Here is a 19,816-nt window from a genome sequence, read left to right as displayed (position 1 = left end):
GTCCTACTGGCGCGGTTCCTCGGCCGCCGCGGCCGGGGCCCCGTTGTCGTGCGCGCTGGTCCGGATCACCTCGGCCACGGTCAGCTCATAGGAGGAGTACCAGTGGTTCCTGCCCAGTTGCTGCACCACCTGGTGCTCGGGATCGCAACGCCACTTCTCCAGCGTCTCCCCGTCCCGCCACATCATGACGGCGAGACGTTCACCGTCCTCCCCGGTGTAGTGCTTGACTTCCACCGGGTCGGACCCGGCGATGGCACGGACCCGCTCCTGCATCCGCTCCTCGGTTGCGTAGTACTCCTCGCCGGCCTGCTCGGACAGGCGCGACTTGAACAGGATCACGAACATCCGGAGTCCTCCAGGGTGGCGGTGGTCGGGGCGGGGGTACGGGCACGCAGCAGGTCGTCGGGCGCCGAAACCAGCCCGTTGCCGTACCGGATCAGCAGATCCGCCACGAGCCCGTCCAGGCGCTGGTCGTCGCGCAGGATGGAGGCGTAGCTCTCCTCGGTGAAGGCGCACCGCTCGTACAGCGGAACGAACCTGTCGGGGAAGAGGGCCATCAGCCGCCCGCGCAGCACCTCCGCAGCGGTCTCCCCGTGCGGTGGGTTGGCCATGGTGAAGTAGTGCTGGTAGGAGAGCCGGGAGATCGCGTCGGCGTCCTCGGTCCGCGACTTCTCGTAGGCGGCCAGGCCCGCCGCTCGGTCCGCGGCGGTGTCGAGGCAGTCGACGAGGACCCGGGCGTCCTCGAAGCCGCAGTTCATTCCGTGCCCCATGAAGGGCGCCATCGCGTGACAGGAGTCACCGAGCAGCGCGAAGGCGTCCCGCCAGACCCATCGGTCGCAGCGAACGGCCGTGAGGGTCGAGACCGCCTTGTCGGCGAGCTGTTCCGCGATGTCGGGAACGATCCGGGTCAGTTCGGGGAAGTGGGCGGCGAACATCCCGTACAGGTCCTGGCCGCCGCGGGCAGCCTCGTAGGACGGTGCGGGGCCGTCGAGGCGCATGAAAAGGGAGCCGGAGAGCTTCCCCGACGGCAGGGGGTGTGCGGCGAACATCGCCTTCTCCCCGGGCCAATAGTGGGTGATGATCGGGTCCAGCCGGCCGGCCGGTACATCGATCTCCTGGTAGGCCAGGTCCAGCCTGCGCACCTCGACCCGGGTGCCGCGCGCCTCCAGGGCGGCCCGGACGGCGGAGTGCGCGCCGTCGCAGCCGAGCACCCAGCGGCAGGTCAGCCGGTGCGCGCCGGGCCCGTCCTCCACCAGCACCGCAGGTTCGTCCAGGTCCACCGAGCGCACGTGCTGCCCGAACCGGATTCGCACACCGGGGGTCGCCTCGGCGGCATCCAGAAGAATGTGGTGCAGCCGCCGGCGCTCCACCGCCCAGATGGGCTGTCCGTCCCGGCTGTAGGGGGTCACCCGCGTCCGGCCGTCGGGCAGGTGCCCGCAGCGTCCGTGCAGGGGGACGCATATCCGGCGCACGGCGTCCGCGACACCGAGATCCGACAGGACGCGCCAGCCGCGCGCCGACAGCATCACGACGAGCGACCGGCGTTGTCCACCGGGGTTCCGCCTGGGATCCGCCCGCTTCTCCAGCAGGGTGACCGGTCCGAAGCGGGGCGCTAGGTAGAGAGCCGTGACCGCGCCCACCAGACCGGCCCCTACGATGACGGTCTCCGGATTCCCGTCCGTGCGGTCCGCGCCGTTCCCGTTCACGCCGTCCTTGCCTTTCGTCCGTTGCTCTGCCGGCAGTTCCTGGGTCGTGTCCACATCTGCACCCGGCTAGGGCCGCCGCAGTTCGGTCAGGACCACGGCACCCACCTGTTTCGTGCTCAGCGATCCGCCGAGATCGGGGGTCACGCGGCCCGCGGCCACGGCCGCGGCGACCGCCCGGCGCACCGCGTCCGCCTCCTCGGGCCGGCCCAGGTGCTCGACCAGCAGGGCCACCGAGAGGATCGCGCCGAACGGATTGGCGGTGCCGGTCCCGGCGATGTCCGGGGCGCTGCCGTGCACGGGCTCGAAGAGCCCGTGTCCGGTGACGGGGTTGAGGTTGGCCGACGCCGCCACTCCGAGGCCGCCGGCCAGCGCAGCCGTGAGGTCGCTCAGGATGTCGCCGTAGGAGTTGTTGGTGACGATGACGTCGAAGGCGGTCGGATCGGTGGCCAGTCGCATGGCGGCGGTGTCCACGTAGAGGTGGGACGTCTCGACCTGCGGATGCCGTGCGATCGCCTCGTTCCAGCACCGCTGCCACAGCTGTCCGCCGTTGCGGACGGCGTTGGCCTTGTCGACCAGGCACACCGACCTGCGCGCCACGGAGAAGGCGAACTCCAGCACCCGTGAAACGCCTTGGCGGGTGCTGAGGTCCACGTCGATGGCGATCTCCTGGGGGGTCCCGGTGCGCGTACCTCCGCCGATGCCGCTGTAGAGCCCCTCGGTGTTCTCCCTGACGATCACGCAGTCGATCGGCCGGCGGGCCGGATCGCGCAGCGGACTGAGCCGGTCGTGCCAGAGTCTGGCCGGCCTGTAGTTGACGTAGAGGTCGAGTTCGAGGCGCAGGGTGGTGAGGACGGCGCGCACGTACGCGGTGTCGCTCAGCCGGGGATCCCCGACCGCGCCGAGGAGCGCCGCCTCGCTGGACCTGATCCGGTCGAGGTCGGCTCCGGTCAGCGCGGTTCCGGTGCGCAGGTAGGTCTCCGCGTTGACGTGGTCCAGGACGTCCGTCCGCGCTCCGAGGCCGAGGGCGTCGAGGACGTCCAGCGCCGGCTCGATCACCTCGGGACCGATCCCGTCACCGGGGATCACGGCGATGGTGGTCAAGGCCGCCTCATTTCCGGCCCTGGCTCAGCACGTCCGTGACGAGTTCCGCGACGTCGGTCGTCACGTGGAAGTGCCCGCCCGGCCGCACGGCCTCCGTGAAACCACCGGAGGTGACGCTCGCCCACCCCGCCAGCTGGGCCTGCTCCACCAGCGGATCGCCCGCGCCGTGGTAGCAGCGCACGGGGCAGGACAGCGGACGGGTGCCGGGGCGGGGCCGATAGGTCGCGTGGGCCCGCAGGTCCGAGCGGATGACGGGCAGGAGGAGGTCGCGCAGTTCGGCGTTCTCGGCGACCGCGGGTTCGATGCCGCCCAGTGCGCACAGGGTCGCCCAGAACTCGTCGTCGGGCGCCAGGTGGACACCCCGATTGTTCATGTGTCCGGGCGGCAGCGCAGCGGACACGCAGAGCGCCAGGGGTTCCTCGCCGGCGTCCCGCAGCAGCAGGGCGGTCTCGTAGGCGACCAGCGCCCCCAGGCTGTGCCCGAACAGCACGTGGTCGCCCGGCGGCAACCGCAACAGCTCCGCCGCCACGCAGCCGGCCATCGCCACCACGTCGTCCACGGGCGGCTCCCTGAAACGGTCGCCGCGGCCCGGGTACTGCACGGCCATCAGTGACACCCCGGGCGGCACCGCGGCGGCCCACTCGCCGAAGGCGATCCCCGAGCCCCCCGAGTGCGGGAAGCACACCATCCGAAGGCCGAGAGGGTCACCGGCGATCATCGACCGCACCCAGCCGCGCTCCCGTATCAGGCTCATTCTCTGCGCCTTTCTGACCGGCTGTCATTCCGTTCGCACCATGTTTTCCACTCCTCGCGGATTCGCGGGGCCCGCGACAGATGTCGGCAAGAGATGGGAGCGCGGTGGACCACGGCGCCGACGATGCCGAAGGGCAACAAGGACCGCAGGCGCGCCGCCCCACGGCACCGGGCCATGTCGCACGGGGCGGCGAGCCCACGTCGCACGGGGCGGCGAGCCCACGTCGCACGGGGCGGCGGGCACCACCGCACCGGGACAAGGTCCGCCGCCGGGGAGGGCACCCGCCCTTCACCCGTTCACCCGCATCGCCACCGTCCTCGATCCACGCTGCCTCGACCGACCGTTGAAAGGGAACGCGATCATGCTTGACGGATTTGTGCCCTGGCCAGAACAGATCGCGGTGGACCTGCGCCGGACAGGGATATGGCTCGGCCGGCCGATCGGCGACCTGTTGCACGAGTCGTGCAAACGGAACGCAGAGCGGGTGGCCGTGGTGTGCGGCGAACGCCGAATGACCTACGCGGAGCTGTCTCGACGGGCGGACCGGTTGGCGGGCGGCCTGATCGGACTGGGCATCAGGCCCCTGGACCGGGTGGTGGTCCACCTCCCCAACATCCCGGAGTTCGTCGTCCTGGTCTTCGCGCTGCTGCGGGCCGGAGCGATCCCGGTGCTCGCGCTGCCCGGGCACCGCAGGTCCGAGATCGCGCATTTGTGCGCTCACTCCGGGGCTGTCGCCTACGTGGTGAAGGACGAGTTCGGCGGATTCGACTTCCGTACGATCGCCCGGGAGATCCCGTCGGTCCCGCACGTGATCGTCAGCGGCGACGCCCAGGAGTTCATTTCGCTGGAGTCGCTGGAGTCGCTGGAGTCGCTGGACCTCCAGGACGTCCCGCTGCCCCGGGTGGACGCGTCCGACCCCGCACTATTCCTGCTCTCCGGCGGCACCACCGGACTTCCGAAGCTGATTCCCCGGACCCACGACGACTACGAGTACGTCATGCGGGCCAGCGCGGAGGCGATGCAGGTGGGCCCGGAGGTGGTCTACCTCGCCGTCAACCCGGTCGCACACCAGGCGGCCCTCGCCTGTCCGGGTGTGTTCGGCAGTCTCCTGATGGGAGGGAAGGCGGTCCTCACGTCGAGCGTGCGGCCCGACGACGTCTTCTCGCTGATCCGCCGTGAGGCGGTCACCGTGACCACGGTCGTGCCCTCGGTGCTGCGGCTGTGGGCCGATTCCGGACGACCGCCCGGCGAACTGTCCCGCCTGCTGATCCAGGTGGGCAGTGCCCCGCTCGACCCGGCCCTGGCGCGCCGCGCGGCCCGGGCGCTGGGCTGCCGGATCCAGCGGTGGTACGGCATCAGCGAGGGGCTGCTGACCCACACCCGGCTCGACGACCCGGAGGAGGTGGCCGTCAACACCGACGGCCGCCCCATGTCACCGGGTGACGAGGTCAGGATCGTCGACGAAACGGGGAACCACGTGCCCGAGGGGGAGGCGGGCGAGATGCAGGTGCGGGGGCCCTACACGATCCGCGGGTACTACCGTGCCCCGGAGGAGAACACCCGCTCGTTCACGCAGGACGGCTTCTTCCGCACGGGCGACCTCGTCCGGCGCAGGCCGGACGGCAACATCGTGATCGTCGGCAGGACCAAGGACATCATCAACCGGGCCGGCGAGAAGGTCTCCGCGGAGGAGGTGGAACTGCAGCTGCGCACCCACCCGGCCGTGCAGGACGCGGCCGTGATCGGCGTGGCGGATACCGTGCTCGGCGAACGGACGTACGCCTTCGTCGTCCTCGAGGACGCTGACCTCCGCCCGTCCGCCATGAAGGAGTTCCTCAGGGGCCGCGGCCTGGCCGCCTACAAGATCCCCGACCGGCTCATTCCGGTGCCGCAGCTCCCGCGCACACCCATGGGGAAGGTCGACAAGAAGGCACTGCGCGCGCGGATCGCCGCGTCACAGCGCTGACGATACGCAGGGTGCGGGACGGATTCCGCGTCCGTTCCGCGCCTGCCTCGGATCAGGCGTTCGCCCGGCTCGGACACCGGAGCGACGGACGTCCGCTCCCGCACCGTCACCGCCCTGAGCCTGCCTCGCGGAATCGCAGGCCCCTTCGCGCGGCCCGGACGTGGGAGGAGTCGATCACCGTCCGCGACCAGTCCGGTTTCTTCGCCACCCGCAGCCTCTTCAGCAGCACCAGGTGCAGCTGGTCCCACACGCCGGCCTCGTTCCACGCGGCCGGACGCCACCGGCAGATCATCCCGGAACCGAAGCCGAGCTCCTGCGGCAGGTACTCCCACTGGATGCCGGTATGCACGAACAGGATCCCGCAGAGCGCCTGCCGATCCGGCACCCGCGGTCGGCCCTCCACCTGCTCCGGCGCCGGCTCCGGCTCCGGCTCCGGCAGCAACGGCTCGATCAGCGACCACAGTTCATCCGACGCGATCCACGGCCGCGATCCTGGCCGTCCCCGCCGAGCAGGGAATGACGGTCTTCGACGTCGGATTGCACCTCACGGCCCTGGCCCCCCTCAGCTCCCCCGCAAGCGCTGCCGCACAGCTCATCATCGAACAGGTGCACCACCATATCGCCGATGATCGCGACGGCTTCGCCGCCCGAGAAGCACTGGCCGACCCCCTGCTCACAGAGTGGGGCCTCTCCGACACACGTGCGGCCTGCCGCGACCTGGTCGAGACCTGCACTCTGGGAACTGCTGCGATCCCGCGTCCCGTCCATCGCGCCCTGGATGCAGCACTTCAGCGGAGTGACCGCGTGATGCGCCACAGCCTGTCGTCCTCTTGAACCCGCCTCCTGGCCGAAGCCTCGCGATGGTCCGCCTGGAAACCACGCCACGGCAGCCCTGGAGGTACCAGTCGATGGACCACCCATCGACCGGTGCTGCCCTTGCCAGGGCTCCCCATACGCCTGCCCCAGCGACCGAGCTGGAGCCGGCAATCCCCCGAAGGGGCGACAGGAACCTGTTCGAGCGAGTTTTAACGCCATCACGTCAGACCTGCCAAGCCCACCAGGGCCGACTGGAACATACGTTCACGATCCGCCCCCCGTTCGGGCGTGACTGACCCGATCGGGAGCGGTTCTTGGAGCACCAGTACCAGCCGTGCGCCCATCCGGAGGACTCCGTGAATGCCCTGCCGAAGCACCCAGACGCGCCTGCCGCAATCGAACATCCCGGATCCGCCCGGTGCTCGCGACCGGCGGCCAACCGTCAGGTTGACGCCCCCTTCGCCCGTTCCTGCGCCTCACGACCGGATACCAGGAGGGCTGCGACTCCTTCACTCCGCTGTCCCGCCGAACTGTGAGGCCCGCCTTGCCGCCCACCCGCTCGCACATCCACGATCTCCTCATCACCTACCTGGACCAGCATCCGGGCAAAGCAACCCTGCTGGCACCCCTGTTGCGCGCGCTCGACGGCGATGACGAGCCCACGAGCCGGTCCAGCCTGCCCGGTCACGTGACGTGCAGCGCGGTCGTGGTCGACCGCCATCGCCGCGTCCTGCACGTCCGTCACAACGCCACGGGCAAACTGCTCGCGCCGGGCGGACACGTCGAGGCGGGCGACCGTTCACTTCTGGAGGCGGCGCTGCGCGAGGTCCACGAGGAGGCCGGCATCGCGCCCGGCTCCCTGTGCACCACCGCCGCCTACGGCCGACTGCCCTTCGACATCGACGTCCACGACATCGACGCCAACCCGGCCAAGGCCGAGGGTGCCCATCAGCACTACGACTTCCGGTTCGTCCTCGCGCTCGTCGATGACGACGCGGAGATCACGGTGCAGGCCGAGGAGGTCTCGGCCACCGCGTGGCTGCCCTTCGAGCATGTCACGTCCCCGACCCTGCGGACGAAGCTCTGCGCCTCCGGGCTCGACGGACGGATCGAGCCGGTCAACGCCTCGGCGTTGATCCACGACGGCAATGGCCGCTACCTGCTCCACCTGCGCGACGATCTGCCCGGCATCTGGGAACCGGGCGCCTGGTCCCTGCTCGGCGGAGGCCGCGAGCCGGGCGACACCTCATTGGAAGACACCGTCCGCCGTGAACTCCGTGAGGAAGCCGGGCTCGAGCCCGACGCCCTGGAGCCCTTCGCCGTCGAATTCGCCACCGGCACCGACGGGTTGACCGTACCGGTCCAGATCTTCACCACCCGGTGGAACGGCGACCCCGCCGGCCTGCCCCTCACCGAAGGCGTGATGCTCGCCTGGTTCCACCCCGACACCATGCCCCGCCTCCGGCTGAGCCCCACGACCCTTGACCTGGTGCGCCGGCACGCCGAGCACTCTGCCCGCGACCAGCTGGTGGCGGCCCGGCCCGGGGCCCGCGTGCCGGACGGGCCGAAGGCCGGCAGCACCAGCGTTCCCCACATCGTCGGCGTCCACCTCTACCTGGAACGCGACGGCCAGGTCCTGCTCGGCCTACGGCACCCGCACTCCGCGTACGCCGGAGCGACCCACCACTTCCTCGCCGGCCACTGCGAGCAGGAATCCGCGGTGGCCTGCCTGGTCCGCGAGGCGAAGGAGGAGGCCGGCCTGCTCATCGACCCGGCCGACGTCGAGCTGGCGCACGTGGTGCACATGGTGGACAAGCCCGGCGACCAGCCCCGGGTCGGGTTCGTCTTCCGCGCCCGGCAGTGGACGGGGACGCCGGAAGTGAAGGAGCCGGACCGGTGCCTCTCCTGGGACTGGTGGCCCGCCGACGCCCTCCCCGAGCCCATCGTCCCCTACACCCGCGCGGCGATCGAGGGAATCCGAGCCGGCCGCGCCTACACCGAACTCGGCTGGGCCTGACCACCCCCACACCCTGCCCACGGTCTCACCAAACGCAAGGAGTCGTACGTGGCCGATCCCACCGTGCCGACCGCCCGGACCGATACCGCCCCCGACGGGAGAGCGGCGAGCGCCCGGGCGGAGATGGTCGCCGGGGATGCCGGGGTGGTCACCGTGGACCGGGACCCGCACGTCACCGCCGCCGCCCGCGAGCGGCTGGCCGCGCTCGGGCACCGGCCTGTGGCGGTGACCGGGGACGGGCGGGACGGCTGGCTCCCGCGGGCGCCGTACGACCTGATCTTCGTCTCCTACGCCGTCCCCCGCGTGCCGCGGCGTGGCCGGAACAGCTGGCCGCCGGCGGTCTGGCGCTCGCGAGCGAGATCCAGGACACCGCCGCCCGCTGGCAGAACGCCGGATCCCCCTCCTCGTACCGGCTCCACCTCGACCCTGGCGGCACCCAGTGGGTCGCCGCCGGCGACGCCGGGACGGCGGAACTCTCCTGGCCCCCCTCAACCCCCGAGCAAGCACCTCACCCACCGCACGAGCCCCACCCCGACCACAACGCACCGAAGGACGCGACCCTATGACCACGCCCCCTGCCACCACGACGCCGCGGACCGGCAGCTGCCAGTGCCGCAAGATCCAGTTCACGGTCGCCGGAGACCCCGACTATCCCCACACCTGCTTCCCTGATGATTGAGCGAGTTCAAGGACTCGCAGGGGTGGCAGATGGACGAGTGGTGGCTGGTGTTCGTGCCGGATCCCGAGCGGTGGGAGCCGCTGCCGGAGGAGGGGGTGCTGGGGGTCCGTGACTTGCCGGCAGCTGTGGCCGCGGTGGGGCTTCAGCCGGGTGATCCGGTTTTTGTACGTCCTGATTTCGTGGTCGATCCCGAGCTGCTGGAATTCGTTCTCTCTTCGGAATTCCATCCTCTGGAGCGAGAAACTCGGCGGAATTACGCGCTGGATATCCGGCTGTTGCTGACTTGGTTGTGGCGACGCGGGATCCCGTGGCGGCAGGCGACCGAGAGCGACTTGCGTGCGTACAGGGAATTTCGGTGCGACTCGCCACTCAACCCAAGCCGAGTCAGCGGGACGAAGTGGGATCGGGAAGCGTCGGCTCTCACACGGCTCTACCGGTGGGCGAAGGTCAAACCGTTGCCGGTGGACAGCCAGCGCCGGACGGACCGCGCAGCGGACGCCCGCAGCTCTCGGGTGTCGTGGCTGACACCGCGAACGTGGGGTCTGTGGCAGGACGTGGGCCTGCGCGGGCTCGGTCCCGACGGGACACCGGTGCCGGGATGGGACGGGAGGACCGAGCTTCGGAACACCTCGTTCGTTGGGTTCACGCTCAGCTCGGAACTGCGGCGGCAGGAATCCGGCGCCATGCTGACGTTCGAAGTGCGGTCCCGCCCGCTGCGCTCGGGCCGCTACTGCCACGGGCAGATGGCCCGGGCGCTGTCCCGTTCGAAGCGGGACCGGACCTTCTATGCGTCGGTCGATTCCTTGCGCCAGGTCAGCGCCTACGCGGAGTCGGAGAGGGCCTGGGCGGTTGAACGGTCGCAAGCCCAGGGGCGGTACGAGAAGTTGCCGATAATGCGGCTGGTCACGAAGGTCACGACGGGCCGGACCACGATGGTCCACTGGGTCGACCGCGACGGCGTCCCAGGGCGACATGACCTGAGCCTGCTCGACTGGCGCGAGCGGCAGTGGCTGTTCGTCGAGGGGCCACAGGGCCCGGAGCCGGCGTGGCTGTGGCTGACCGAGCAGGGCATGCCCATGCTACCGGACCGCTGGAACACCGTGTTCCGGCAGGCCAACCAACGTTGCGAACAGGCTCTGTTGACCCCGGAGGAACGCGAGACACCCCGGCTGCTGCGGGTCGCGGAGATCCGCGGGAAGGTCCCGTACGCGACACCCCATTCCATGCGGCACTCGATGGCGCTCTACATGTTGATCCTGCTCAACGAGCTGATGGACAGGAAGTACGGGCTGACCGCAGCGGACCGGCGTGACTTCGCCCAGCTCTACGGCGACCCGTGGTGGCTGGTGAAGACCCTGTTGGGGCACAAGGACGTCGAGACGACGAAGGAGCACTACCTCAGCCCGGTCATGCATCTGCAGCTGGAGTCGATCCTCGCCTTCGACACCGAGGACGAGAACGGCGAGGCGGACCAGGCGAAGGATCTGAACGGCCTGTTCGCCCAGCTGGCCCGGGAAACCTCCGGGATCCAGGACATCGAGGTGCTGGTCGACGCCCTGCCCGTCGCGGCGGCATCGTGAGCGGGCGGGGGCGCAAGGCCGTCCTGCCGCCACCGGACTTCCAGGCGACCGAGCGGATAGCCGCCGACGGACTGCAGGTCACCGTGGTGAACAAGGAAGGCTTCGAGCGCGTCTTCGACTTCGCCGCGATGGCCGTACCTCAGCCGATGCGCTGCTCTCTTGCGCGGGCGTTCGCCGCGCAGTCCATGGGGTGGAACAGCCACGCGAGCGGTGAGTCATATTGGCGATCCATCGAGGTCTTCGCCCGCTTCCTCAAGGACCAGGGCCAGCCGGCTGAGGATCTGAGGGACCTCACCTCTGCCACGCTCCGGCTCTGGCGCAACAACCACAAGGACACGCCCGGCGGGCGCGAGGCCCTCGCGAAGATGCGTACGCTGCTGAAACGCGAGCCGCAGCTGGCACAGGGGTTGGTCGCCGAGGAACTGGCCCGCCCCGTTCCGAAGAAGGGGACGCCGTCCAAGCAGTCCTACCGGCCGCCGGAGCGCGACCAGATCTTGCTGGTCGCCGAACGGCAGTTCCGGGCCGCGTTGCTGCGGATCCGGAGAACACCGCGCTGCTCGCCCGCTACCGGGCGGGTGCACTGGATCTGGACAGCCGTGACTGGCGGATCGGAGCGTTCCTCGAGCACATCGCCGCGACGGGTGAACTGCCCGGATACCCGGACAAGAATGGGAAGACCTACACCCGAGCCGAAGGGCTGCTGCGCGGAAAGAACCGCGGGAAGACCACGGGCCGGCTGTTCCTGAGACGGGCGGAGCTGACGGCCCTGGCGGTGATGATGACGGACCGCTACGGGTGGAACCTGTCGGTCTACGACCGTCTGCACGTGCCCGTCACGACCCCGTCCGCGGGTGAGACCGCCACCGTCGCCTACGAGGTCCTGGTGGAGAAGCGCCGCTCGGGCGAAGGGCGCTGGTTCGATACGGAGAACTACACCGACTCCGGCGCGGACTCGCCCGGCCGGCTCATCACCCAGGCCCTGGAGGCCACGCAGCACGGGCGAACCCTGGCTGCTTCCCTGTCACCGGGCCACGACCTGCTGATGGTCGCCCGCAACCGGCGCCGTATTGACGTGGACTCCAATCTGGACCGGCCCCGGAACGTCGGCCCGCTGTGCTTCGGGGTGTCCAAGGCCGACGCACGTGTATGGGCGAGAGCCCACCACATCGGCTCACCCTTCCAACGCGCCCGCAGGACCACCGTCACCACCACGGGCAAGCCGCTGCAGCACAAACGCGGCACCCACGAGAGCGTCTACGTCCTGCCCGACGAGAACGTCCAGCAAGCCGCCGTGGACGTGATCGCGGCCGGCGCCGAAGAAGCCCTCGAACAGGCCCGCGACTACACCTTCAAGGGGCGGCTCTCGGATGCGGCCGACGTGGCTCACCAGGAGACCGCGACCGCGGACTGCGCCGACCAGGAGACCAGCCCCTGGCCGGACCCGAGCGGCGGATGCGGCGCCGACTTCCTGCTCTGCCTGTCCTGCGAGAACTCCCGGGTCCATACCGGGCACCACCCGCGCCTCGCCCTCCTCCGCCGCCAGTTGATGTCGCTTCGCTCCGCCTGGCCGGAGAAGCTCTGGCGCGAGCGCTGGGACGAGCATCTCCAGCGTCTCGATGACCTGCGGACGAAGGTCAACGAGCGCACCTGGGACGCCGCTCTGGCTCGGATCACCGACCGCGACCGAATGATCATCGACCACCTGCTCGAGGGAGACCTGGCCCCGTGACGACCGCACTATCCATCGAGGCCGATCCCTACATCCTGCCGCTGCCGGAGCCAGACAGCCCGGTCGTCATGGAACGGTGGATCAGCGCCGGCAACACCCACGCCAACTCCGTCTACAGCGACGACATCTGGTCGCTGGGCCCGCTGACCGACAACCCCGGGGACAGCATCCACAAGATCAATCTGAGGAAGTGCCCGGCTACCTTGCGGAGCGAGGTCCGTCGTGTCCTCTGGGTCCTGATCAACGGCGAGCTGCGCCCCACCTACATACGGGAAGGCGGCTTTCAGAACCGGACACGCGACGGCGTGACCAGCATGCGCGACAACATCATCCAGTGGATGAAGTTCGTACGCTGGCTCGACCGACAAGGCGTTTCCCGGCTCAGCGACTGCACCACGGAACACTGGAAGGCGTACGCCGCCAAGTACGCCAGCGGTTGTACGCGCGGTCATGCCCTGACGATTCTGCGCTGGCTCTCGGACCTGTGGGCCTTCGACCAGCTCTCGGCCAGCCCCTGCCGCATTACGCGTCCGCCCTGGGAGGACGAGGGCATCGACGACTATCTGCCCGCCGAGACGGGAGAGGCAGGCGGGGAGAACAAGACCGAGCCGCTGGATCCGACCGTGATCGGCCCTTTGCTCACCTGGTCGATCCGTCTGGTCGAGGACTTCTCCGGCGACATCCTGGCTGCCTGGGACAAACGCCGCCGCATGCACGCACAGGTGAAAGCAGCCAAGACCACCCGCGAGGGCCTGGCAGCTCTCAAGAGCTATCTGCTGCCTCTGGTCAACTCCGGTGCACCGCTGCCCGCCACCGTGAGCCGACTGCACGGCGTCACACTGGCCCACCACTACGTCGCCACGGTCACCGGGTGCAGCCGGACCCAAGTCCAGACCATCGTCGCCCAGCACGGACTCTACCGACTCGCGGCTCAGCGGCCTGGCCCCAGCCCGATGCAGGTGCCGGTTACGGGCCGGATCGAGGGACGGCCATGGCGCGAGTTCATGGACTACGAGGAGACGCCGATCCTGGTGCGGCACCTGGCTACGGCAGCCGCAATCGTGATCTTGTATTTGACCGGGATGCGCTCCCAGGAGGCACGGTCGCTGCGATCCGGCTGCTGCCCCGACCCGCAACCGAATCCCGACGGCTCCATGCCGCGGCATCTGATCCGCTCCCACCACTACAAGAACGTCCGTGACTCCGACGGGCACCATGTCTCCGCCGGCGAGGAGCGGGCAGTCCCATGGGTCGCGATCACTCCGGTCGTCAACGCCATCCGCGTCCTGGAACGCATCGTCCCCAAGGGCGAGCTCTTGTTCAGCTCCGCCCACCACGACATCGTCTCCCAGCGAAGGCACCACGGTGCGCTGAAGCGGGCCACGCTGGATCGCCGCGTCGAGGACCTCGTGTCGTGGATCAACCAGGAGGCCACTGCTCAGGGCCTGCCAGCTCAACGGGTACCGGAGGACCCGCACGGCAACCTGGGACTGAGCCGTCTGCGCAGAACCCTGGCCTGGCACATCGCCCGCCGGCCCGGCGGCCTGGTCGCCCTCGCCATCCAGTACGGGCACATGCGCACCGCCCTGGACGCCCGCACCTCCAGCGGCTACGGCAGCCGCGAGCGCAGAGGCTTCCACGGAGAACTCGACGTCGAGACCGCCCTCGCCGCCGCGACCACCGCGGCACGTCTGCGCGACGCCACAGCGGCCGGCGAGAAGATCTCCGGCCCGGCAGCGCGGCGGGCAATCGTCGGAGCGGCCTCGATCCCCAGCTTCGAAGGCGCCCTGACCACCCCGAAGGCCGCCGCCAAGTTCCTCGCTCGCGACGGCCTTGTGCTCTTCGACAACCCGGACGCGTTCCTCATCTGCGCCTTCAAGCGCGACACCGCCTTGTGCGACCCGGATCCGGGGGCGACGGCACCCAACCAGTTCGCCTGCCAGCTCGGCTGCGGCAACGCGATCCGCACCGACAGCCACGCGCAGGCGGCGCGCGAGCACGCTGGCCGACTCGATGCGAAGGCGGCCCTGATGCCCCAGCCCCTGGGCGACCGGCTTCGCCTGACCGCCGACCGCTTCCGCGCCCTTGGCGACGCCCACGCCGCCGCCGCCCAGACCGCCGAGGAGGCCATCGCATGAACCAGCGGCACGAGGACGAACGCTTCCGCATCCGCGCAGCCATGGACCGCCTCCTGGCCGGCGAGCCCACCTGCTCCAACGGCAGCCTCACAGCCGCCGCGCTCGCCGCAGAGGCCGGTGTCCACCGCATGGCGCTGCAAAAACGCCACTCCGACCTGAAGGAGGAGTTCTACGCGCGGGTGCGTACCGACACGCACCAGACGCCGGAAGTCGAAAGGCGGCTTCGCAAGGAGGTGGTCCGCCTGAAGGAAGCTCTCAAGGACTCCCGTGCTGCCGAGGCTGAGTCTCGGCATCGAGCCGAGCAGATGGCCCTCGCGGCAGCCGTCCTCATCCTCCGGCAACCCGACAGCCAGGACCACCCTGACCCCGACAACGTCATCCCGCTTCGCCCATCCACCGATTAAAGAGGGCTAGCCAAAGGTCGTCCCAGGTAGCCGGGTCCTCGACCTCCGCGTCCCTCACGGTCACCGCGGTCTTCCCCTCCCCTTACGGGCCCGGCGACGGGTGCATCTGCCGCCGGGCCGCTCAGTGTCACTTGGGCTATGACTTGGGATTCTCCGAACACGGTCATGCCACTGCGGCGCCTCAAGGCAGCGTATAGACGTTGGTGTCGACCGGTGCGGGCGCTGGCGGTGCGTCATCCGCGGGTTGTCCCGTCGGTGGGTTCTTTGTGGGATTCGAGGGAGGCGGCGACGGTGCGTCATCCATGCGCTGCCCTGCGGGTGACTCCTTGAAGTTCCGGAGGGCGCGATCCAAGCCTGTAACTTCCCTTGCGACGACGAGGTTCGGTGTCTTCAAGACCTCGGAGACCAGCTTGATGTTCTTCTCGATGCATCCCTCAGCGGGCTTCGCGGGGATCTTCCACTTGTCGCCGTCGGGGTAGAACTCGGCGTTGTCGCCGGTGTCTACTAGGGCGATGGGGCCGATCTTGAGCTGCTGCCCGCCGTCGTGTTCGAGAACGACGTCCACCACGCCGAGCCATGGTGAAGCACCCTCGATGGTTGTCGGCAGTCCCACCGTGAGCATGAGGCGGTCGTGCTTGTTGGCGGTCACCTCGTAGCTGATCGTCTTCGTGAGGGTGAAGGGCTTCGCCGGCGGTACGGGCTGCTGATCTTCCGGGATCTTGAACTGGTAGTTCGCCGAGACGGCCACTTCCCCGCCGAGTGCGGCGCACGGTTCCAGGGACTGGAGCCGGTTGAACGTAATGCTGGCCTTCGTAACCAAGGAGGCGCCGTTGGCGATGTTCCCTAGCGTGATGTCGATGTGGGGCCCGTGGAGGTTGGTCGTCTTCGTGCGCACCGGGTTCTCTTGAGTGGCATCGTATGACTCCCCCTCGATGCCTCCCTTGATGTAGGCCGACACCTGCGACGCCACGAGATCGGATTTCAGTTCCGGGCCGTGCCGGGCAAGGTCGTTGGACTCCTTGGAGTGTCCCTCGATCTTGATGACGAAATACGCCACCACCGCCGCGCCGGCCAGGATGCTAGCGAGGCCGTACTGGACCCACCTGCGGTGCTTCGCTCGGTGACCGGCTTCCTCGGGTGCCTCCGGAACGATGACGTTGCCGTTCTGAGCGATGTACTGCCGGGCGTTGCCGTGTGCGTTGTTCTCCTGGGTGCCCCTGTGATTGGCGGACATCATGATCCTTGCTGGGCGTCCGGATCATCGTTGATCACGATCGTGCCGTGCTGGACGACGTACTGCCGGGACTGGTCGTGCGAGTGGTTGTTCTGGGTGAAGAACTGCTGCGCCTCCGGTGCCGACGCGCGGACCTGCTCGACGAGTGCCCGGAGCTCGTCTTCGAGCTCTGGATACTCCTCCAGGAGCTCCGTCAGCTTCACCCGCCAGCGATCTGCGAGCGCGGTCCGGGTCTGGTCCTGCTCCGCCGCGGACGCCTGCTCCAGGTGGTGCGGGATTCGGTCGAGCTGCACGGAGATGCGCTGCTCCTCCCGATCGTCCCCACGGCTGAACAGTCGGGCCACGCCCCCCTTGGTGCTCTGCCAGGCGTCGGTTGCCGCAGCGGCCACGATCGCTCCGCCCCCCGTGGCTGCCAGCTGAAGCAGTGCCTCTGTCAACACCCTTGATCTCCTGTGTGGTTCCGCCTTGTTGACTACGGTCGTTCCAAAGCACACAACTTAATGCATGGTCAGATCATGGTGGGCCGAATCCGCCAGGCGGTCGTGGGTGCGCGTACGGGCGGCTGGGCAATCGGAGGCGCGGGTGGCGCGCGGTGGTGGATGATGCCCCGCAGGGCACTACCCAGTGCGCCCGACGCGCCCTGTGCAACTTGCGCCGCTCCCTGCCTGGCTGTGCGCGGCGGGAGTGCCGTCGTTGATAGGCCGGGCCGCACTCCACGTACATGGTGCTCGTAGACGGTCTTCCACGGCCCGAACCGCTCCGGCAGATCACGCCACTGCACTTCGGTCCGCACCCGATGATAGATCCCGTCGACCACCTGACGGTGATTGCCCGCGAGCAGTGCTCGAACTCCCGAGCCGGGACCCGCAGCGGGACAAGCTCAGCTAGGACGACGGAGAACTCTGAACCACCACCACGCGCCCCACGCAGAGGAGGCACAAGACGTGAACACAAGGACTTGACAGGGAAACCTGCAGCTGCAGGCACTGCCAACGGCTGTCCGGGGGCCCGATGATGTCGTGGGCGTCCTTCCCTCTGGAGAGCCTGACCTGGAACGGCGGCGGAGAGCCGGGATGGCACTACACGTGGCCGGACTCCCGGCGCGGGTTCTGCCCGGCCTGCGGCAGCCAGCTGTACGCCCTCGACGACGGCGCCACCAGCATCGCGATCGCCCTGTCCGCGCTGGGCAACCCGCCCGACCTGGTCCCGGTCAACTAGAGCTTCCGCGACACCGCCGTGCCCTGGTTGCCCCAGGTCCCCGACACCCGCAACCACCACCCCGACCGCTGACCGCTGAAACGCCGTGCTGTCCCTGCCGACCGCCCGCGGCCCACGCTTCAAGATCGGAGAGACGTGCCTCTGTTCGACTCGGTGGACCACCACTACGCCCGCTACCGGCCCGGGCTGCCGGAGGAAGTCGTCCGGCTCCTGGCGAAGCACCGCGTTCCCTTCACCCGCGCCTGGACTCCCCGCGAAGTCCTGGGCTACCTGCGGTCCACCAGCTTCGCCCGACGCGACCTGTTCACCGACCACGCACGATTCGAAAAGCAGGCCCGGGACCTCCTCCACGAGCACGCCCAGGACGGAGTCCTGAACGAGGACGGTGTGTTCACCGTCCTGATCGCCCGGCATCCGGGGACGTCGCGGTGAGCGGCGGGGACCGGCACACCGTGCCGGTCGACGTCCACCTCCTCCTCCGCCGCGACGGTGAGCGCGGCCCGGAGGTGCTGCTGTCGCGCCGGGCCGGACCGGTCTACGCGTCGGGCCTGTGGCATCTCCCGTCCGGGCACCTCGACCCCGGCGAGGACATGGTCGCGGCGGTGATCCGGGAGGCCCGGGAGGAAACGGGTGAGCTCATCGCGGCTGAGGACGTGGCCGTCGCCGTCACCGTCCATCACCACCCCCCGACGGGGTCCCGTTCGCGGCTCGGTGTGTTCTTCGAGGTGCGGCAGTGGGCCGGCGAACCCCAGGTCATGGAGCCGGACCGCTGTGACGGCATGGTCTGGTACTCGCTGGATGCCCTGCCCGAGCCGATGGTGGCGTACTGCCGGGCCGGGCTGGACGCCTACCGCGCCGGCCTGCCCGCCGCTGTGCACTTCCAGCAGCCGGGGGACACCGTCGAACACAGCCCGCACGGGCCCGACCGCACCCGCCTCCTGCCCGGCCCGCCGATGGGCGAGGTGGAACTGCCTTACCGGCTGGCCGTATTCGCCGAGAAGGCCGTCGGCCGTATCGCGGAGGCGCCGGAGGTGTCCTGGGTACGCACCGGCAGCCGGGTGTGGCGGCTCATCGGAGCCGATGGTGGCACCTGGTACCTCAAGCGGCACCGAGGGCGGAAGTTCCACGAGCGGGAAGTCGCCGCGTACCAGTCCTGGGTGCCGGCGCTCGGGCACAAGGCTCCCCGTCTCATCGCTGCCGACACCGAGGCGCAGGCCGTCGTCGTCACCGCGCTGGCCGGACGTCCACTGCACGGCATGGCCCTCCCCGCTGCCGGCGAGGCACGGGTCCAGCACGAGCTGGGTCGCCTTCTCCGCATGCTCCACAGCACCGCGCCCGAGCAGCCCGCTGGGTCCGCGACGGCCGCCGACAAGATCAAGCGGCATCTGGAAGGCGCCCGGCCGTACCTGGCCGAGGGCGATGAGGACCTGGTCCTCGCCCTGGCCCGTACCTGCGCGGACCTGCCGAAGCCGGTGCTTGTGCCTACGCACGGGGACCTGCAGTACCGCAACGTCCTGCTCGCCGACGACGGCGAGGTGCTCCTGTTCGACTTCGAGCGGTCCGAGTACGGGACGGTGACGCGGGACCTCGTGCGCCTCAGCGACACCTGGACCGGCCGCCCGGAGCTGCGCGCCGCGTTCCTCGACGGCTACGGCAGAGCACTCACGCCTGTCGAGGAGCTGCGGCTGGACTGCGAGGCCGCCTTCGACGCCGTCTCCGGCATCGCCTACGGCACCAGCCACGACGACCCGGAGGTCACCGAGCGCGGCCACCGTACCCTCCGCCGCCTCCACGCCGCTCACCGCCCGTAACGTGGGCCCCATCTGCCCCTTCGAGAAGGGAAGTTCCGTGCCTGAACCCCGTCTGGCCACCCCCGCGGACGCCGTGGAGATCGCCCGCCTGCGGTCGGAGAACATCCTCAGCGAACCCCTGGACGAAGTCTGGCCGGCCACGTGCGCCGACCAGCTCGCCTTACGCCTCCAGGACGGCGGTGACGCCCGCGCCCACGTCATCGACGCGCCCGCCGGCGGGCTCGCGACTTGCGCCCTCGGCCTGGTCCACGCCGTCCTGCCGGCCCCGAAGTACCCCAAGGGGCCGGCCGTACGGATCCACGCGGTGGCCACCGACCCCGCTCACCGGCGCCGCGGCCACGCCGGGGCCGCGCTCGCCGCCCTCCTCGACCACCGGGAAGGCGACGGGGTCACCCTCTACGAGCTGTACGCCGGCGCCGGGTCCGCCCCGCTGTACGAGGGGCTCGGTTTCGCGGCCGACCGCTCATGCGGATGACCCGCTTCCCCGCCGGAGGGACCGCGTCGTGAGCAGGAAGTGGCTTCCGCCGGAGGAGTTCGCAGCGACGCTGCCGAAGGCGACTGTCTTCGCAGCGGTCTTCTTCACCGACGAGGACGACCGGCCCGTCCAGCTGCGCGCCACGTACTCCAGCGTCCACCCATAGCAGTGGCCCGGTGGTGTCGCCG

18 protein-coding genes and 4 pseudogenes are annotated in these 19,816 nt (G+C 69.7%); 14 read left to right on the top strand and 8 right to left on the bottom strand.

Annotation, left to right across the window (positions count from 1 at the left end):
• Positions 1–3: 3 nt before the first annotated feature.
• From AC067U_RS15515 to AC067U_RS15500, 4 genes are read right to left on the bottom strand one after another with little or no spacing between them, the layout of a single operon-like run.
• Complete coding sequence (locus AC067U_RS15515; protein WP_478830204.1) at positions 4–345, bottom strand: antibiotic biosynthesis monooxygenase family protein; 342 nt, start codon at positions 343–345, stop codon at positions 4–6.
• Complete coding sequence (locus AC067U_RS15510) at positions 336–1,760, bottom strand: FAD-dependent oxidoreductase (RefSeq protein ID WP_478830203.1); 1,425 nt, start codon at positions 1,758–1,760, stop codon at positions 336–338. The genes AC067U_RS15515 and AC067U_RS15510 overlap by 10 nt, the downstream gene beginning before the upstream one ends.
• 12 nt (positions 1,761–1,772) lie before the next feature.
• Positions 1,773–2,807, bottom strand: a complete 1,035-nt coding sequence (locus AC067U_RS15505; RefSeq protein WP_478830202.1) for an isocitrate/isopropylmalate dehydrogenase family protein — start codon at positions 2,805–2,807, stop codon at positions 1,773–1,775.
• A gap of 7 nt (positions 2,808–2,814) precedes the next feature.
• Entirely contained in the window at positions 2,815–3,561 is a 747-nt protein-coding gene (locus tag AC067U_RS15500; RefSeq protein ID WP_478830201.1) for a thioesterase II family protein, read from the bottom strand.
• Positions 3,562–3,922: 361 nt separating this feature from the next.
• Here AC067U_RS15500 and AC067U_RS15495 point away from each other — a divergent pair, with 361 nt between their 5' ends.
• Positions 3,923–5,527, top strand: a complete 1,605-nt coding sequence (locus AC067U_RS15495) for a (2,3-dihydroxybenzoyl)adenylate synthase (protein ID WP_478830200.1) — start codon at positions 3,923–3,925, stop codon at positions 5,525–5,527.
• 145 nt (positions 5,528–5,672) lie between these two features.
• On the opposite strand, the pseudogene AC067U_RS15490 reads toward AC067U_RS15495, so the two are convergent.
• Positions 5,673–6,065 (bottom strand): annotated as a pseudogene (locus AC067U_RS15490) (transposase); the annotation flags it as partial.
• Here AC067U_RS15490 and AC067U_RS15485 point away from each other — a divergent pair.
• The 8 genes and pseudogenes from AC067U_RS15485 to AC067U_RS15450 all read left to right on the top strand — a co-directional run bounded on the left by AC067U_RS15485 (position 6,044) and on the right by AC067U_RS15450 (position 14,890).
• Complete coding sequence (locus AC067U_RS15485) at positions 6,044–6,361, top strand: hypothetical protein (protein WP_478830199.1); 318 nt, start codon at positions 6,044–6,046, stop codon at positions 6,359–6,361. The pseudogene AC067U_RS15490 and the gene AC067U_RS15485 sit on opposite strands and share 22 nt — an antisense overlap.
• Before the next feature lie 526 nt (positions 6,362–6,887).
• Positions 6,888–8,360 (top strand): NUDIX domain-containing protein, encoded by a 1,473-nt coding sequence (locus AC067U_RS15480; protein WP_478830198.1) that lies wholly within the window; start codon positions 6,888–6,890, stop codon positions 8,358–8,360.
• 123 nt (positions 8,361–8,483) lie between these two features.
• Positions 8,484–8,612 (top strand): annotated as a pseudogene (locus AC067U_RS15475) (protein-L-isoaspartate O-methyltransferase); the annotation flags it as partial.
• A 456-nt stretch (positions 8,613–9,068) separates the two neighbouring features.
• On the top strand, positions 9,069–10,619 hold the full coding sequence (locus tag AC067U_RS15470) for a site-specific integrase (RefSeq protein WP_478830588.1): 1,551 nt from the start codon (positions 9,069–9,071) through the stop codon (positions 10,617–10,619).
• Positions 10,616–11,365, top strand: coding sequence for a hypothetical protein (locus AC067U_RS15465; protein ID WP_478830197.1), 750 nt, complete (start codon positions 10,616–10,618; stop codon positions 11,363–11,365). The genes AC067U_RS15470 and AC067U_RS15465 overlap by 4 nt, the downstream gene beginning before the upstream one ends.
• A 29-nt stretch (positions 11,366–11,394) precedes the next feature.
• The gene (locus AC067U_RS15460; RefSeq protein WP_478830196.1) at positions 11,395–12,348 is read left to right on the top strand and encodes a hypothetical protein; all 954 of its coding nucleotides are present in this window, start codon (positions 11,395–11,397) and stop codon (positions 12,346–12,348) included.
• Positions 12,345–14,486, top strand: a complete 2,142-nt coding sequence (locus tag AC067U_RS15455) for an integrase (RefSeq protein ID WP_478830195.1) — start codon at positions 12,345–12,347, stop codon at positions 14,484–14,486. Before AC067U_RS15460 ends, AC067U_RS15455 begins: the two co-directional genes overlap by 4 nt.
• Positions 14,483–14,890 (top strand): hypothetical protein, encoded by a 408-nt coding sequence (locus AC067U_RS15450; protein ID WP_478830194.1) that lies wholly within the window; start codon positions 14,483–14,485, stop codon positions 14,888–14,890. Before AC067U_RS15455 ends, AC067U_RS15450 begins: the two co-directional genes overlap by 4 nt.
• Before the next feature lie 181 nt (positions 14,891–15,071).
• On the opposite strand, the gene AC067U_RS15445 is transcribed toward AC067U_RS15450, so the two are convergent.
• The 3 genes and pseudogenes from AC067U_RS15445 to AC067U_RS15435 form a co-directional block, all read right to left on the bottom strand.
• Complete coding sequence (locus AC067U_RS15445; RefSeq protein WP_478830193.1) at positions 15,072–16,124, bottom strand: hypothetical protein; 1,053 nt, start codon at positions 16,122–16,124, stop codon at positions 15,072–15,074.
• Positions 16,124–16,513, bottom strand: a complete 390-nt coding sequence (locus AC067U_RS15440; protein WP_478830192.1) for a hypothetical protein — start codon at positions 16,511–16,513, stop codon at positions 16,124–16,126. The genes AC067U_RS15445 and AC067U_RS15440 overlap by 1 nt, the downstream gene beginning before the upstream one ends.
• A gap of 326 nt (positions 16,514–16,839) precedes the next feature.
• Positions 16,840–16,953 (bottom strand): annotated as a pseudogene (locus AC067U_RS15435) (transposase); the annotation flags it as partial.
• Between the two features lie 146 nt (positions 16,954–17,099).
• Here AC067U_RS15435 and AC067U_RS15430 point away from each other — a divergent pair.
• The 5 genes and pseudogenes from AC067U_RS15430 to AC067U_RS15410 form a co-directional block, all read left to right on the top strand.
• Positions 17,100–17,342: pseudogene (locus AC067U_RS15430) on the top strand (GFA family protein); the annotation flags it as partial.
• A gap of 135 nt (positions 17,343–17,477) precedes the next feature.
• Positions 17,478–17,774 carry a hypothetical protein gene (locus tag AC067U_RS15425; protein ID WP_478830191.1) on the top strand — a complete coding sequence of 99 codons (297 nt, stop codon included), beginning with the start codon at positions 17,478–17,480 and terminating at the stop codon, positions 17,772–17,774.
• Positions 17,771–19,153, top strand: coding sequence for a phosphotransferase (locus AC067U_RS15420; RefSeq protein WP_478830190.1), 1,383 nt, complete (start codon positions 17,771–17,773; stop codon positions 19,151–19,153). The genes AC067U_RS15425 and AC067U_RS15420 overlap by 4 nt, the downstream gene beginning before the upstream one ends.
• Positions 19,154–19,190: 37 nt before the next feature.
• Complete coding sequence (locus tag AC067U_RS15415) at positions 19,191–19,628, top strand: GNAT family N-acetyltransferase (RefSeq protein WP_478830189.1); 438 nt, start codon at positions 19,191–19,193, stop codon at positions 19,626–19,628.
• A 28-nt stretch (positions 19,629–19,656) separates the two neighbouring features.
• A complete protein-coding gene (locus AC067U_RS15410; protein ID WP_478830188.1) occupies positions 19,657–19,794 on the top strand; it encodes a hypothetical protein in 138 nt (45 codons plus the stop codon).
• Positions 19,795–19,816 lie beyond the last annotated feature (22 nt).

Source organism: Streptomyces sp. NPDC043853 (genome assembly GCF_056436025.1).
Note: the sequence above shows the minus strand (reverse complement) of the source record. Positions and strands in the feature narration are given on the sequence as shown.

Coding starts and splice junctions, on each gene's coding strand:
- AC067U_RS15515 (WP_478830204.1), bottom strand. CDS start 345: ATGTTCGTGATCCTGTTCAAGTCGCGCCTGTCCGAGCAGGCCGGCGAG.
- AC067U_RS15500 (WP_478830201.1), bottom strand. CDS start 3,561: ATGAGCCTGATACGGGAGCGCGGCTGGGTGCGGTCGATGATCGCCGGT.
- AC067U_RS15495 (WP_478830200.1), top strand. CDS start 3,923: ATGCTTGACGGATTTGTGCCCTGGCCAGAACAGATCGCGGTGGACCTG.
- AC067U_RS15485 (WP_478830199.1), top strand. CDS start 6,044: ATGACGGTCTTCGACGTCGGATTGCACCTCACGGCCCTGGCCCCCCTC.
- AC067U_RS15470 (WP_478830588.1), top strand. CDS start 9,069: ATGGACGAGTGGTGGCTGGTGTTCGTGCCGGATCCCGAGCGGTGGGAG.
- AC067U_RS15460 (WP_478830196.1), top strand. CDS start 11,395: ATGATGACGGACCGCTACGGGTGGAACCTGTCGGTCTACGACCGTCTG.
- AC067U_RS15450 (WP_478830194.1), top strand. CDS start 14,483: ATGAACCAGCGGCACGAGGACGAACGCTTCCGCATCCGCGCAGCCATG.
- AC067U_RS15445 (WP_478830193.1), bottom strand. CDS start 16,124: ATGTCCGCCAATCACAGGGGCACCCAGGAGAACAACGCACACGGCAAC.